This is a genomic window from Streptomyces sp. AC550_RSS872, assembly GCF_019049285.1.
Classification (GTDB): Bacteria; Actinomycetota; Actinomycetes; order Streptomycetales; family Streptomycetaceae; genus Streptomyces.
In genome coordinates this window covers 22,504-37,284 of the sequence record NZ_JAGMUL010000062.1, presented here as the reverse complement: position 1 = coordinate 37,284, position 14,781 = coordinate 22,504, and the positions used below count along the sequence as shown (strand labels likewise).

The window sequence follows — 14,781 nt, the reverse complement described above, 5'->3', positions numbered from 1 at the left end:
ATGAATTTCCGATGAAGCACGGAGCGGAGGCTCGAGGTGGGCAGGACTTCTCAGCTGCGGATCGAGGTGCTCGGACCGTTACAGGCCTGGCGGGACGAAGCCCGTCTGGATCTGGGACCGCTGAAGCGGCAGGCCGTGCTGGCCGCGCTGCTGCTGAGGCGGGGGGCCACGGTCAGCCACGAGCAACTGCTCGACGGGGTCTGGGGAGACGAGCCGCCCGCCTCCAAAGTGCTGCCCACACACGTCAACTCCCTGCGCAGGGCGCTCGATCCGGAAGGCACCCCGCACACCGAGTCGGTGATCCGCAGCGGCAAGGGCTGGTACCGCTTCGCCCTCGACGACGTCCGCCTCGACACGACCGACCTGGCCGAGCGCGGCGAGGTGGCGCTGCGCAGCAAGGAGTCCGGACAACTGGCCCTGGCCACCGGGCAGTTGGCCGAAGCACTCGGACTGTTCCGGGGTGAGCCACTCGCCGGTCTGGAGGGACCCTTCGCGCGCGCGGAGCGGGACCGGCTCACCGAGCGACGGCGGGCACTCAGACGCGAACGGCTGGAGTGCCTCGTTCTCCTGGGCCGGTACCGGGAGGCGCTGGACGACCTGGCCGACGCGTCCGGGCCCGACCTGTACGACGAGTCGCTGATGGCCCTGCGGATCCGGGCCCTGTACGGCTGCGGACGCCAGGCGGAGGCACTGAACACCTACGAGGACATGCGGATCCGGCTGCGCGACGAGCTCGGCGTCACCCCCGGCGAGGAGTTGCGCCGGGTGCACAAGGCGGTGCTGAAGCAGGACGACGGCTCCCTCCTCGGGGCGGCCCCGGCCCGGTTTCGAGTCGGCGGCGTCGTCAATGAACTTCCAGGTGACATAGGGCAGTTGATAGGACGTGAGGTCGAGCTGGCCCAGCTGATCGCGCCCGCCGCGCCCGGCTCCGGCTCCGTGTCGATCGTGACGGTGGACGGTCCGGCCGGGGTCGGCAAGAGCGCGCTCGTCGTCCGCGCGGCCCGTGTGCTCAGCGCCGACCACCCCGATGGCTGCCTCTTCATGGACCTGCGCGCCCACAGCACTCAGCAACGCCATTCCCCGGCACGGGTGTTGCAACGGCTGCTGCGCTCGCTCGGCGCGGCCAAGGGCGAGTTGCCGAGCGACCTCGACGAACTCACCGCCGCCTGGCGGGCGGCGACCAGTTCGCTACGGCTGCTGCTGGTGCTGGACGATGCCCTGGGCGCCGATCAGATACGGCCACTGCTGCCCGCGGGGCCGGGCAGCAGGATCCTCGTCGCGAGTCGGCGTCGGCTGGCCGCGCTGGACGCTGACGTACGGGTCACCCTGGAACCGCTGGCGAGCGAGGACGCCGTGTCGCTGCTCACGAACCTCATCGGCGAGGAGCGCGCGAGCCGGGAGCCGGAGGCCGCGCGACGGCTGGCGGGGTTGTGCGACGGGCTGCCGCTGGCCCTGCGCATCGCCGGGTCCCGGCTACAGAACCGGCGGGCCTGGACGGTGGAGTACCTGGTGGGCCGGCTGGCGGACGACGAGGGGCGGCTGGGCGAACTGCGCGTCGGGGACCGCAGCGTGGAGGCCGCCTTCCGGCTGTCGTACGACCAACTGACCTCCGAGCAGCAGCGGGCGTTCCGGGTGCTGGGGCTCGCGCCGACGGTCGAGTTCGACGTGCTGACACCGGCGGCGATGCTGGGGCGTCCGGTGCGTGACACCGAGCGTCTCCTGGAGAGCCTGGTGGACACCAGTCTGCTGCACGAGCCGCGGCCGGGGCGGTACCGGCTGCACGACCTGGTGCGGGTGCACGCGCGGCAGGTGGCGGAGGCCGAGCCGGCGGAGGCTGTGGCCGCGCGGAGGGCGGCGCTGCGGCTGTTCCTGGACGCGGGCAGGATGGCCAGCGACTGGGGGGCGGTGGCGTTCCCGACGGGGCCGCGGCCGACGGCGGGGAGCTTCGGCGGCTGGCGGGAGGCGGAGACGTGGCTGGACGCGGCGGGGGGTGAGCTGCCGGACGTGGTCGCGTACGCCGTGGACTTCGGAGAGATCGACTACGCCTGCTGGATCGCCCACGCGCTGTGCGACTACTTCGTACGGCAGGGCCGGTACCACGAGTCCCAGACAGCCCTGGAGACCGCGCTCGCGCGCGTCGACGAGGCCGACGACGAACACATGACCACCGGGCTGCGGGGCTGCCTGGCCTACACCAGCGTCTACCAGCGCCGATACCACGAGGCGCGCGCCCTGTTCACCGAGGGACTGCGCCTGAGCCGGCACCACGGCCGCCCGATCGACGAGGCCCGGGCTCTCACCGGGCTGGGATCCGTAGCCCTGAGTGTGGGCGAGGCCGACCAGGCGATCTCCCATGTCACCGAAGGGGTGTTCCTGTCCCGACGCCTGGGCGACGACTGGGCCTCCGCGATGGCTCGCCTCATCCAGGGGCGCGCTCACCAGATCGCCGGACGGGACGAGGAGGCGCTGGCCTGCTTCGCCGCCGCGTGCACCCATGCCGAGACGGGCGGCCGACAGCATGTGCTCGGCCGGGTACTGAGCCTCGCCGCCGACGCCCACCTCAGCCTCGGCCGCCACGGCGAGGCGAGGCACCTCCTGCGTCAGGCGGTCCACCTCAGCGAGCAGTGCGGGGACGTCTTCTTCTGCGCGCGCAGCCTGACCCGGCTGGGCACGGTGGAACAGGGCGAGGGAGACCCGCGAGCAGCCCTCGCCTTCCACCGACTGGCTCTGGAACTGCACGAGTCGCTGTCCCGTGTCACCGAACCTGCCTACGACTGGCTGGAAATGGACATCCGCACCCGCTTGGCCCGCGCCCACCTGGCGAGGGGTTCGGTCCACGAGGCGCACCGGCAGTTCCAGCGCGTCCTCGACGTGTACGAAGCCCGCAAGGCTCAGGGCTTGCGCCCCACCCCCCGATAGACATCCTCCGCACCCACCCCGTCCGGCGGCACGGTCCTCACCCTGCGCGAGGGCGACTCCCGACGCGCGTGCCGGACTCTCTGGCGCTGCACCGACCGCCATGCCTGGTGGCAGTGGGCCGACCGCCCGGAGGGCGCGCCGGAACCGTGCCCCGGGCCCGGGGGTGTTCGGGTGCTGATCGGCTTGCCCGACGGGCGGCGGCTCACTCGGGCATGATCCGTGCGTGGCGTCGGGGGCGAAGCGCAAGCCGCGTCCGAGGGACGGTTGATCGGCGAACGGTGCCGGCTGGGCGAGAAGCTCGTGGCGGGCGCAATGGGCGCGGTGTGGGCCGGCCCGTCCCGCGTCGAGCGGATCCCGCGCGAGGCGCGCGCCGCGGCCCGGCTGAACCACCCGGCGGTGGCGGGACGCAAGGCGGGCGCCTGTGGACTACGGTCTCCGTCGGGGCCCGAGCAGCGACATGGCCGACACACCGGCCGCGAGGTGAGTGACGGTGTTCGGGCGGTGACGCTCAGACGGAGGCGACCGGCAGGACGTCCGGGGACAGCGCCGCCGCCCGTGCGCTGGCCGCCGTCATACGGCGACGGTGGTGGCGGCGGCACAGGACCTCGTAGCCGACGGCGTCCGCCTGGTTGACGTCGCCGACGACCACCTGGGCGCCCTCGACGACCATCTCGCCGCCTATCGTGCGGGCGTTGTGGGTGGCGCGGGCGCCGCACCAGCACAGCGCCTCGACCTGGAGGACCTCGACCCGGTCGGCCAGTTCCACCAGGCGCTGGGAGCCGGGGAACAGCTTGGAGCGGAAGTCCGTCGTGATGCCGAAGGCGTACACGTCGATGCCCAGGTCGTCGACCACGCGGGCGAGTTGGTCGATCTGCTCCGGCACGAGGAACTGCGCCTCGTCGGCGATGACGTAGTCCGCGCGGCCGCCCTGCGAGAGGTGGTCGACGAGATACGCGTACAGGTCCTGTCCGTCCTCGACCTCCACCGCATCCGTGACCAGGCCCAGCCGCGAGGACAACTTCCCCTCGCCCGCGCGGTCGTCACGGGTGAAGATCATGCCCGCGAGGCCACGGGCCGAACGGTTGTGCTCGATCTGGAGAGCCAGCGTCGACTTCCCGCAGTCCATGGTTCCGGAGAAGAACACCAGCTCGGGCATGTTGAGTTGAGCACCTTTCGGCAGCGAGAGAACGGAGGGAGTCGTCAGGAGCGTACTTCGAGCAGGGGGACCAGCTGCTCGGCGGGGGTCATCGAGCCGTGGTTGCCGACCATCACCGACTCCTTCGGCTCCCGTTCGGACGCGATGATCAGGACGTCGTCCCGCGCGGCCGCGATCACGTCGCCGATCCGGTCGTACACCCGCTCGTCGATCCGCGGCCCGAACCAGCCCGCCTCGATCGCCTCGTCCCGGGATGCCACCCAGAACTGCTCGCCGAGCACCTCGCGCCAGCAGGTCAGCACGTCGTTCGCGGCACCGGGCACGGCGTAGACGTGCCGGGCCCGGCCCTCGCCGCCCAGCAGGGCGACGCCCGCGCGCAGCTCCCAGTCCTCGTCGAAGTCGATGCGGTGCTCCTCGTCGAAGGCCACGTCGATCATGCCGTGGTCGGCGGTGACGTAGAGCGCGCTGCGCGGCGGCAGCTGCTCGGCGAGGCGCTGGACGAGCCGGTCGACGTACATCAGCTGGCCGCGCCAGGTGTCGGAGTCGACGCCGTAGCGGTGGCCTGCGCCGTCGAGTTCGGCGTAGTACGTGTAGACCAAGGAGCGATCGTCCGCGGCCAGTTGCTCCGCGGCGAGGTCCATACGGTCCTCGCCGGTCAGCCGCCCGAGGAACGTTCCGCCACTCAGCGCGACCTTGGTGAGGGGGGTGTTCTGGAAGGTGGGCGAGGACACCTGAGCGGCGTGCACACCCGCCTGCTGTGCCAGCTGGAAGACCGTGGGGTACGGCTGCCAGACGCGCGGTGACGTCCACGGGTTCCAGCGCAGCTGGTTCATCAGCTCGCCGGTCTCGGGGTTGCGCACGGTGTATCCGGGCAGGCCGTGCGCGCCGGGCGGCAGGCCGGTGCCCACGGAGGCGAGGGAGGTCGCGGTGGTCGCCGGGTAGCCGGCGGTGATCGGGCGTCCGGTGCCGCCGCGCGAGCTGCCCAGGAGCGAGGTCATGAACGGCGCGTCCTCGGGGTGCGCCTTGAGCTGCTCCCAGCCGAGGCCGTCGATCAGGAACACGCAGGTGCGGTCGGCGGCGGTCAGCTCGGGGATCGTGGCGGTCATCCCGGGTACGGCCATGCCCGCGGCCAGCGTGGGCAGGAGGTCGGCGAGCGAGCCGCTGCCGTACTCGGGGACGGGCGCGGAGTGGACGGCGAGGGGTTCCGGGTGGGGGTCCCAGGCGGTGGTCTGCGCCATCAGCGAGCGAGGTCCGCGGTCGCCTCGGAGAGCGACTGGGCGAAGGCAAGGGCCTGCCGGACGGTCTCGGGGCCGTCGCCGGCCTCGCTGACCCGCAGGCTGAGGTCGTCGGCCGTCGAGCTGCCGGTGTAGCCGTGGTCGGCCTCGCAGTTGGGGTCGCCGCAGGCGGCCGGCTCCAGGTCGATGCGGGAGACGGCGCCCCACCCGATGGTCAGTACGACCTCGCGGGGCAGCGTGCCCGGCTTGTACTTCTCCGGGTTGGCGACGACACGGCTGAGGACGACCGACGAGATCCGGCCGATCTTCACCGACTCGGTGGAGGTGGTGGCGTACGGGGTCGGGGAGGTGTTGTCCGCGGCCTGCTCGTCGGTGTGGCTGACGATGAAACGGTTGCCGGTGAGGACGAGGACGGTCACGTGCCGCCGCACCTCGTTCTGGTCGAACGTCGTCTCCTGGTGGACCAGGTACGACCGGATGGGCTCGCCGCCCACGGCGGCCTCCACCGCCTCGGCCACGAGGGCCGGGTAGTAGCCGCTGCGCTCGATCGCCGCGCGCAGCCCCTGGGTCGTCGTACTGGTCTTGGCCATGACGCCCATCCTACGGGGGCGCACTGACTGCGAGGCACCGCTCAGGGCGGTCTCAGTACGTGGGCAGCGTCCTCGGTCCGAGGTCGTCGCGGGCGGGCGGCGGGGCGAGGCGTACGGAGGCGCCGAGCACGCTCAGACCGTGGGTGGCGACGACGACCGGCTCCAGGGTGACCGCGACGACCTCGGGGTGGTCGTCGACCAGCCGCGACACCCGCAGCAGCAGCTCCTCCAGGGCAGGGGTGTCCACGGGCTTGGAGCCGCGCCAGCCGAACAGCAGCGGAGCCGTCCGGATCGAGCGGATGATCGACGTCGCCTCGCGGTCGGTGACCGGGATGAGCCGGTGCGCCATGTCGCCGAGCAGCTGTGAGGCGGCTCCGGCGAGCCCGAAGGACAGCACGGCACCGGCCGCCGGGTCGATCACGGCCCGTACGACGGTGTCGACGCCGCGCGGTGCCATGCCCTGCACGACCGGCCTCAGCTCCTCCGGCTTGCCGAACAGGTCGGTCAACTCGGCGTACGCCCGCCGCAGTTGTTCCTCGTCCGCGAGATCGAGCCGTACGCCGCCGAGGTCGGCGCGGTGCCGCAGATGGGGTGCCGTGGCCTTGAGGGCGACGGGGTAGCCGAGGGTGTGGGCGGCGTCGGCGGCGGCGTCGGGCGTGGGGGCGTGCAGGGCGCGGTGCACCTGGATTCCGTACTTGCCGAGCAGGTCGGCGGTCTCGTCCGTGCCGAGCGTGAGTCCCTGCCCACGCGCGAGGAGTCCGCCGATCAGCCTGGCGGCGCCCTTCTCGTCGATGTCGTCGTACTCGGGCACCCGGCCGGGGTCGGCCGCGTCGCGCCGCCACTGGGAGTACTTGACGGCTTCGGCGAGGGCGCGGACGGCTCGCTCGGCAGCGGGGTAGGCGGGGATGAGCCGAGGGGCGTTGTCCGCGGCGCCGGACGGGGCGGGCGGGGGGTCTGCCGGGAAGTCCAGGGGGCGGAACGGGTGGGCTCGGTTCGCGATGCCGGGCGCCTTGGTGGCCGCCTGCGGTGCGGTGCTCGCCGCGGCCGACAGGGCCTCCGCGAGCCCGCCGAGCTCCACGTGCACCACCAGGACCGGCTTGCCCGGTACCCGCTCGGCCGCCGAGCGCAGCGCCTCCGCCAGCTCGGCGTCGCCGGTCGAGGCGCCCCCGATCGCCGGGATGGCGGTGACGGCGACCGCGTCGCACGTCTCGTCGGCCAACGCGTGCGACAGCGCCTCGTGGAAGTCGGCCGCCGAGGCCCCGGTCGTCAGGTCCAGCGGCGGCAACGGCCGCAGCCCTTCGGAGAGACAGGCGTCGTAGGTCAGCAGCCCCAGCGACTCGGAGTTGCCGAGGATCGCCACGCGCGGGCCGGTCGGCAGCGGCTGGCGTGCGAGCAGCAGCCCCGCGTCCACGAGCTCGGTGATCGTGTCCACCCGGATCACGCCGGCCTGCCGCAGCAGCGCGGACACCGTGGTGTGCGGCAGCCGCGTGGCCCGTACGGCGTGCCCCTGGGGCGCCGCACCGCCGTGCCGCGCGCCCTGGACCACGACCAGCGGCTTCGCCGCCGCCGTACGCCGGGCGAGGCGGGTGAACTTGCGGGGGTTGCCGATGGACTCCAGGTACATCAGGACGACGTCGGTGTCCGGGTCGTCGTACCAGTACTGGAGAACGTCGTTGCCGGACACGTCGGCCCGGTTGCCGGACGAGACCAGGGTCGACACGCCTGTGACTCCGGTCACGCCGCCGCCCCGTCGATGCAGCCGTGACAGCAGGGCGATCCCGATCGCGCCGGACTGGGCGAACAGTCCGATCCGGCCCGGACGGGGCATTTCGGGCGCCAGAGAGGCGTTCAGCCGGACGTCGGCGGAGGTGTTGATGATCCCGAAGGCGTTCGGCCCGATGATGCGCATGCCGTACGCGCGCGCGTGCCGGACGAGTTCGCGCTGCCGCTCCCGCCCGTCGGGCCCGCTCTCGGCGTAGCCGGCGGAGAGCACGACCAGACCCTGTACGCCGTGCTCGCCGCACTCGGTGACCACATCGGGGACGTACTCGGCGGGTACGGCGACCACCGCGAGATCGACCTGCTCGTCGATGTCCCGCATCGAGCGGTGCGCGGCGACCCCGTCGACTTCCTTGAGGTCCTCCGGGAACGCCCTGTTCACCGCGTACAGCCGTCCCGCGAACCCGGCGTCCCTGATGTTGCCGAGGACACTGCGCCCCACGCCGCCAGGGGCGCGGCCGACGCCGATGACGGCGACCGAGCCGGGCACCAGCAGGCGGCGCACGGACCGGGCCTCGGCGCGCTGCTCGCGCGCGTACTGCACGGCGAGCGAGCGGTCCGTCGGTTCCAGGTCGAACTCCAGGCGTACGACGCCGTCCTCGAAGCTGCGCTTCTGGGTGTACCCGGCGTCCGTGAACACCTTGATCATCTTGGTGTTGGCCGGGAGCACCTCGGCGGCGAAGCGGCGGATGCCGCGCTCGCGGGCGACGGCGCCGATGTGTTCGAGCAGCGCGGAGGCGACACCGCGGCCCTGGTGGGCGTCCTGGACGAGGAAGGCGACCTCGGCCTCGTCGGCCGGTGCCGACGCAGGCATTCCGTGGGCGCCGATCCGGTCGTAGCGTACGGTGGCGATGAACTCGCCGCCCACCGTGGCCGCGAGTCCCACCCGGTCCACAAAGTCGTGGTGCGTGAAGCGGTGGACGTCCTTCGCGGACAGTCGCGGGTAGGGCGCGAAGAAGCGGTAGTACTTCGACTCGTCCGACACCTGCTCGTAGAAGCTGACCAGACGCTCGGCGTCATCAACGGTGATGGGGCGGATGCGTGCGGTGCCGCCGTCGCGCAGCACCACGTCGGCTTCCCAGTGGGCGGGGTACTCGTGCCGGTCCGAGGCGCTCTGCATGGGGCCCAGAGTACGGCTCGCGTACGACAACGGCGCGAGGCAGTCTGTGGAGGACGTATGTCGGGTCGAGGCCGCGACCCGACGGTCACCTCGGGAGGGACGTTCTGTCTCTCCCGGCAGGCTTCACGGGTGTGGGAAACTGGTCTAGACAACCCTGAACACCGAAGGGCAGCATCACATGGCTGAGCGCCGCGTCAACGTCGGCTGGGCCGAGGGCCTTCACGCCCGCCCCGCTTCCATCTTCGTCCGGGCCGCCACGGCCGCAGGTATCCCGGTGACGATCGCCAAGGCCGGCGGCAACCCCGTCAACGCGGCCTCCATGCTGGCCGTTCTGGGCCTGGGCGCCCAGGGCGGCGAGGAGATCGTCCTCGCCTCCGACGCCGAGGGTGCGGACGTCGCCCTCGACCGTCTGGCGAAGCTGGTCTCCGAGGGCCTCGAGGAGCTGCCCGAGACGGTCTGAAGGACCTGAGCGGGACTCCGTAGCAAGCGGTGAAGCCGCGTCCGTCTTCCCGGCGGGCGCGGCTTCGCTGTTTCGGCGGGCACGGCGTCACTGTTTCGGGCCGACGGTGGAATTTTCGGGGACGGGCGGCCGTGAGAATTGACGGCACGCCTGAAAAGGGCAGCAGAAATTCCCTGCCCCCGAATATCCCCTCTTTGTATACGGCGCCCGTGTTAATGCCGCAGGCTCGGCATGTTTACGGGATGTTGCGAATTCCTCACGCGCTCGGCGCGATCACCGCCGGAGCCGAACCGCAGCCGGTGCGCGGAGATCGCGCGCTCGGCGTGCAGGGCCGTGACGCCTCGGGCGCGCTCACCGTCGCCGCGCGCCACCGCGTCCACGATCGCACCGTGCTCGGTCCATGACTCCACCGGGTTGACCGGCGCGTCCACGGCGTACATCCAGGCGATCTTGTGGCGCAGTTGGGTCAGCATCGAGGCCAGCGCAGGGCTGCCGGAGGCCTGGGCCAGCGTCTCGTGGAACCAGCCGCCCAGCGAGCGCAGATCCTCGCTGCTGCCCCTCCTGGCCCGCTCCTGGCCCAGCCTGACCAGGCCGCGCAGCACCTTCAGATGGGCCTCGGTGCGTCGCTGGGCGGCCCGGGCGGCGCCGAGCGGCTCCAGCAGCGTGCGCATCTCCAGCAGGTCGGCGGCCTCCTGCTCGGTCGGTTCGGCGACGCACGCGCCCGCGTGCCGCCGGGTCACCACGAAGCCCTCCGCCTCCAGGGTGCGCAGGGCCTCCCGCACGGGGACGCGGGAGACGCCGTAGCGGCGTGCGAGCAGTTCCTCGGTGAGCCGGCCGCCGCGCTCGTAGACGCCGGCGACGATGTCGTCCCGGATCGCGGTGCATACCGAGTGCGCCGGAATACGCATGACCGACCTCCGCCTTAATCCCCGTGAAACGTCGACGAATGACGTGTGTTCAGTGACTCTATTGCAAGCGGCCGGAATTTCCGACGGCGGGCCGGAATCCATGGATATTTTTTGGTCATCCGATCTTCCGGGAAACGCCGAAAGCCCCGGCTCGGGAGCCGGGGCTTCGGGGAAGCCGACCTACGGGGAAGCGGAGCTTCGGGTGGGGCGCGGGAGGCGTCAGACGTTCACGCCGTGCGAGCGGAGGTAGGCGACGGGGTCGATGTCGGAGCCGTACTCGGCGGTCGTACGGGCCTCGAAGTGCAGGTGCGCTCCGGTGACGTTGCCGGTGGCGCCGGACAGGCCGATCTGCTGGCCCGGCGTGACGGTCTGGCCGACCGAGACGCCTATGGACGACAGGTGGCCGTACTGGGTGTACGTACCGTCGTTCATCTTGATCACGATGTTGTTGCCGTACGACCCGCCCCAGCCGGCCTCCACGACGGTGCCGGAGCCGACCGCGTGGACGGAGGTACCGCTGGCGGCGTGGAAGTCGACGCCCGTGTGGCTGCCGGAGGACCAGACGGCTCCGCCGGCCTTGTAGCCCGTGGAGACGTACGAGCCCGATATCGGGGCGACGTAGGACAGCAGGCGCTTGCGCTCGGCCTCGCGGGCGGCACGCTCCTTGGCCTCGCGCTCCTGCTTGGCCTTCTCGGCCGCCTTCTTGCGCGCGGCCTCCTCGGCGGCCTTCTTCCGGGCCGCGGCCTCCTCGGCGGCCTGCTTCTGGGCGGCGGCCTGGGCGTCGATCTGGTCGGCGAGCGTGTCGTCGACGGTGATGACGGGGATGAGGCCGGTCTGCTCGACAGCGGGTTCGGCGGCGAGCGCCGGGGCGGCCAGGGTGCCCATGACGCCGGTGGCGGTGAGGGCGGCGACGCCCGCCGCGCGGGCGGTGGTGCGCTCGAACCGGCCGGGGCGACGGTGCTTGCCCGAGGCGCGGTTCTTCCCGGTGGCGCAGGTGAACGCCATGTAGTGGCTGATCCTTTCCTTCCCTCTCGCCTACCGGGTTAGCTGACGGGTTCGGAGCAGGAAGGTCTCCTACGGACCCCCTCGCGGCTGCGCGGGCGTCCGATTCACCCCAGGGACTACAGGTGGGTCCCCGGCTCCCCTGGCTCGCGCCATGCGGGGACTCGGCGATGACTGTCCGGTGCCGCGGGCGCGGCGCACTGCCTGACGGACAGCCCGGAAGACGCTAAGCGGCACGACTTTCAATCCCCAAACGGATCGCGGCTTTTGTAGCGCATCCCACAGGCCAGACAGGCAACCTCTCCCCCAATTCGGGCATAAAGGGGCCCTGGTGACTTGGAAGTCACCAGGGCCCCTCACGCACGCGTGCCGTCACCGACGCGGTGTCGTCTCCAATCGGACCTCTGCTCGGTCCCTACTCGGCTGCCACGACGGTGACTTCGCCGATGCCGAGGGCCTCGACGGGCTCACGGATCGCGGCCGCGTCGCCGACCAGGATCGTCACCAGCCGGTCCACCGGGAAGGCGCTCACGGCCGCGGCGGTGGCCTCGACGGTGCCGGTCGAGGCCAGCTGCTGGTACAGCTTCGCCTGGTAGTCGTCGGGCAGGTGCTGCTCGACCTGGTCGGCCAGCGTGTTCGCCACGGAGGCGGCCGTCTCGTACTTCAGCGGGGCCACCCCGACGAGGTTCTGCACGGCGAAGTCCCGCTCGGCGTCGGTGAGCCCCTCTCCGGCGACCCCGCGCAGCACCTTCCAGAGGTCGTCCAGCGCCGGACCGGTGTTCGGGGTGTCGACGGAGCCGCTGATGGCGAGCATCGCCGCGCCCGTGCCGTCCGGGGCGGAGCGCAGGACCTGGCCGAAGGCCCGCACGCCGTAGGTGTAGCCCTTCTCCTCGCGCAGGACCTTGTCCAGGCGGGAGGTGAGGGTGCCGCCGAGGCAGTACGTGCCGAGCACCTGCGCGGGCCACACGCGGTCGTGCCGGTCGGGGCCGATACGGCCGATCAGCAGCTGCGTCTGCACGGCGCCCGGGCGGTCCACGATGACGACGCGCCCGGTGTCGTCCGCGGTGACCGGCGGGACGGGGCGGGGCTGGGCCGGGGAACCGGTCCAGGCGCCCAGGGTGTCGCCCAGCAGGGCGTCGAGGTCGACGCCGGTGAGGTCGCCGACGACCACGACGGTGGAGGTGGCGGGGCGCACGTGCCGCTCGTAGAAGGCGCGTACGCCCGCCGAGTCGATGCCCGCGACCGTGTCCTCGGTGCCCTGACGGGGGCGCGACATGCGCGAGGTCGCCGGGAACAGCTCCTTGGAGAGCTCCTTGGCGGCGCGGCGCGAGGGGTTGGCCAGCTCGTGCGGGATCTCGTCGAGCCGGTTGCGCACCAGGCGCTCGACCTCGGCGTCGTCGAACGCGGGCGCCCTGAGCGCGTCGGCGAGCAGCCCCAGCGCCTTCGGCAGACGGGAGACGGGCACCTCGAGGCTGACCCGGATGCCGGGGTGGTCGGCGTACGCGTCGAGCGTGGCGCCGCAGCGCTCCAGCTCGGCCGCGAACTCCTCGGCGGTGTGCTTGTCGGTGCCCTCGGAGAGGGCGCGCGCCATGATCGTGGCGATGCCGTCCAGGCCCTTCGGCTCGGCGTCCAGGGGCGTGTCCAGGAGCACCTCGACGGCGATGACCTGCTGGCCGGGGCGGTGGCAGCGCAGGACCGTCAGGCCGTTGTCCAGCTCGCCGCGCTCGGGCGCCGGGAACGCCCAGGGCCGGGCCTCGCCGGCCTGGGGCTGCGGGTGGAAGTCCATGCTGGCGAGCTCGGTCACTGCGCCGACTCCTCGTTCTCGTCGGTGGCGGGGGCTTCCTCGGCCTCGTCGGCGACCGGCTCGTACACGAGCACCGCGCGGTTGTCGGGACGCAGGCGGGCCTTGGCGACCGCCTGGACCTCCTCGGCGGTGACGGCGAGGACGCGCTGGACGGCGGTGAAGGCGAGCTGCGGGTCGCCGAACAGGACGGCGTACCGGCACAGTTCGTCGGCGCGGCCCGCGACGGTGCCGAGCCGGTCCAGCCACTCGCGCTCCAGCTGGGCCTGCGCCCGCTCCATCTCCTCGGCGGTGGGGCCGTCCGCCGCGAAGCGGGCGAGCTCCTCGTCGACGGCCGCCTCGATGACGGGCACCTCGACGTCGCCGGAGGTCTTCACGTCCAGCCAGCCCAGCGAGGGCGCGCCGGCCAGGCGGAGCAGCCCGAACCCGGCCGCCACGGCCGTACGGTCGCGTCGGACGAGCCGGTTGTAGAGGCGGGAGGACTCGCCGCCGCCGAGGACGGTCAGCGCCAGGTCGGCGGCGTCGCACTCGCGCGTGCCGTCCGTCGGGAGCCGGTAGGCGGCCATCATCGCGCGCGCGGGGACGTTCTCCTCGACGACCTCGCGCAGCTGCTCGCCGATGGTGTCGGGCAGCGAGCCGTCGCGCGGCTCGGGCTTGCCGTCGTGGCCGGGGATGGAGCCGAAGTACTTCTCCACCCAGGCGAGTGTCTGTTCCGGGTCGATGTCGCCGACGATCGACAGGACGGCGTTGTTGGGCGCGTAGTAGGTGCGGAAGAACGCGCGGGCGTCCTCCAGGCTGGCCGCGTCCAGGTCAGCCATCGAGCCGATCGGCGTGTGGTGGTAGGGGTGGCCGTCGGGGTACGACAGGGCGGTCAGCTTCTCGAACGCCGTGCCGTAGGGGACGTTGTCGTAGCGCTGGCGGCGTTCGTTCTTGACGACGTCGCGCTGGTTCTCCAGGCCCTCCTCGTCGAGCGCCACCAGGAGGCTGCCCATGCGGTCGGCCTCCAGCCACAGCGCGAGCTCCAGCTGGTGGGCGGGCATGGTCTCGAAGTAGTTGGTGCGCTCGAAGCTGGTGGTGCCGTTCGGCGAGCCGCCCGCGCCCTGGACGAGCTCGAAGTGACCCGTGCCCTTCACACTGTTCGACCCCTGGAACATCAGGTGCTCGAAGAGGTGGGCGAGTCCGGTACGGCCCTTGACCTCGTGGCGGGAGCCGACGTCGTACCAGAGACAGACCGCGGCGACCGGCGTGAGGTGGTCCTCGGAGAGCACCACGCGCAGGCCGTTGGCCAGGCGGTGCTCCGTCGCGGTGAGGCCGCCGGATTGTGCCTCCGGTGTGGCCGTGTGACCCATGGGCAAGGTGTCCTTCCGGTCGCGTGCACTGCGTTGTGCCGAACAGTTCGGCATGAGTTCCTGCCACTGTATGCAGCGTCCGAAGGGTCGGCGAAGTTCCCGGTCAGAACGCCATGCCCGGACGGCGGTGAAGGCGGGCCGGGTACACCGTGCGCGACGGCGGTCGGGGGCGGCTCGCCGTCGCGTCCCACGCCCCTGCCCGAGCGAGGCGGGCCACGCACGCTCCGGCCGCGCTCGCGGCGCCGATACCGGCTCGTCCTCCCCGCGACCTGGCACTGCGCCCGGCGATCACTCCGCCGAGTGAACGGTCTCGCGGCGCGCGCTTGCCTTCGGTCCCCGCGCTCGCAAGCGCGGCCCCGGCGAGGACGGTTCGCACGCTGTCCGCCCCCTGTGTCGCGGGGGAGGCCTGGCGTCGGCGACACTTCTCCGACGCCGGGCCGGAGCCCAACATCGGGTCCTGGT

Annotated in this window: 10 protein-coding genes and 1 riboswitch; of the genes, 2 read left to right on the top strand and 8 right to left on the bottom strand. The window is 72.2% G+C overall.

Annotated elements, in window-relative coordinates; translation table 11 throughout:
- The first annotated feature begins 36 nt into the window (after window positions 1–36).
- Window positions 37–2,919: a BTAD domain-containing putative transcriptional regulator gene (locus KUM44_RS25290; RefSeq protein ID WP_308402715.1), complete on the top strand. Its 2,883-nt coding sequence runs from the start codon at window positions 37–39 to the stop codon at window positions 2,917–2,919.
- 508 nt (window positions 2,920–3,427) lie between these two features.
- Here KUM44_RS25290 and KUM44_RS25285 read toward each other — a convergent pair.
- From KUM44_RS25285 to KUM44_RS25270, 4 genes are read right to left on the bottom strand one after another with little or no spacing between them, the layout of a single operon-like run.
- Window positions 3,428–4,075: a thymidine kinase gene (locus KUM44_RS25285; protein WP_217211386.1), complete on the bottom strand. Its 648-nt coding sequence runs from the start codon at window positions 4,073–4,075 to the stop codon at window positions 3,428–3,430.
- A 44-nt stretch (window positions 4,076–4,119) separates the two neighbouring features.
- A complete protein-coding gene (locus KUM44_RS25280) occupies window positions 4,120–5,313 on the bottom strand; it encodes an alkaline phosphatase family protein (RefSeq protein WP_217211385.1) in 1,194 nt (397 codons plus the stop codon).
- Window positions 5,313–5,900 carry a DUF5998 family protein gene (locus tag KUM44_RS25275; protein ID WP_217211384.1) on the bottom strand — a complete coding sequence of 196 codons (588 nt, stop codon included), beginning with the start codon at window positions 5,898–5,900 and terminating at the stop codon, window positions 5,313–5,315. Before KUM44_RS25275 ends, KUM44_RS25280 begins: the two co-directional genes overlap by 1 nt.
- Before the next feature lie 52 nt (window positions 5,901–5,952).
- Window positions 5,953–8,799, bottom strand: coding sequence for a bifunctional GNAT family N-acetyltransferase/acetate--CoA ligase family protein (locus KUM44_RS25270; protein ID WP_217211383.1), 2,847 nt, complete (start codon window positions 8,797–8,799; stop codon window positions 5,953–5,955).
- A gap of 178 nt (window positions 8,800–8,977) precedes the next feature.
- On the opposite strand from KUM44_RS25270, the gene KUM44_RS25265 reads away from it, so the two are divergent.
- Entirely contained in the window at window positions 8,978–9,259 is a 282-nt protein-coding gene (locus KUM44_RS25265) for an HPr family phosphocarrier protein (RefSeq protein ID WP_217211382.1), read from the top strand.
- Window positions 9,260–9,471: 212 nt separating this feature from the next.
- Here the strand turns inward: KUM44_RS25265 and KUM44_RS25260 are convergent, their stop codons facing one another.
- The 4 genes from KUM44_RS25260 to KUM44_RS25245 all read right to left on the bottom strand — a co-directional run bounded on the left by KUM44_RS25260 (window position 9,472) and on the right by KUM44_RS25245 (window position 14,319).
- Entirely contained in the window at window positions 9,472–10,167 is a 696-nt protein-coding gene (locus tag KUM44_RS25260; RefSeq protein WP_217211381.1) for a GntR family transcriptional regulator, read from the bottom strand.
- 219 nt (window positions 10,168–10,386) lie between these two features.
- The gene (locus tag KUM44_RS25255; protein WP_217211380.1) at window positions 10,387–11,172 is read right to left on the bottom strand and encodes a M23 family metallopeptidase; all 786 of its coding nucleotides are present in this window, start codon (window positions 11,170–11,172) and stop codon (window positions 10,387–10,389) included.
- Window positions 11,173–11,184: 12 nt separating this feature from the next.
- Window positions 11,185–11,349, bottom strand: a riboswitch (cyclic di-AMP (ydaO/yuaA leader).
- Window positions 11,350–11,584: 235 nt separating this feature from the next.
- Window positions 11,585–12,973, bottom strand: a complete 1,389-nt coding sequence (locus KUM44_RS25250) for a pitrilysin family protein (RefSeq protein WP_217211379.1) — start codon at window positions 12,971–12,973, stop codon at window positions 11,585–11,587.
- Window positions 12,970–14,319, bottom strand: a complete 1,350-nt coding sequence (locus tag KUM44_RS25245) for a pitrilysin family protein (protein WP_217211378.1) — start codon at window positions 14,317–14,319, stop codon at window positions 12,970–12,972. Before KUM44_RS25245 ends, KUM44_RS25250 begins: the two co-directional genes overlap by 4 nt.
- Window positions 14,320–14,781 lie beyond the last annotated feature (462 nt).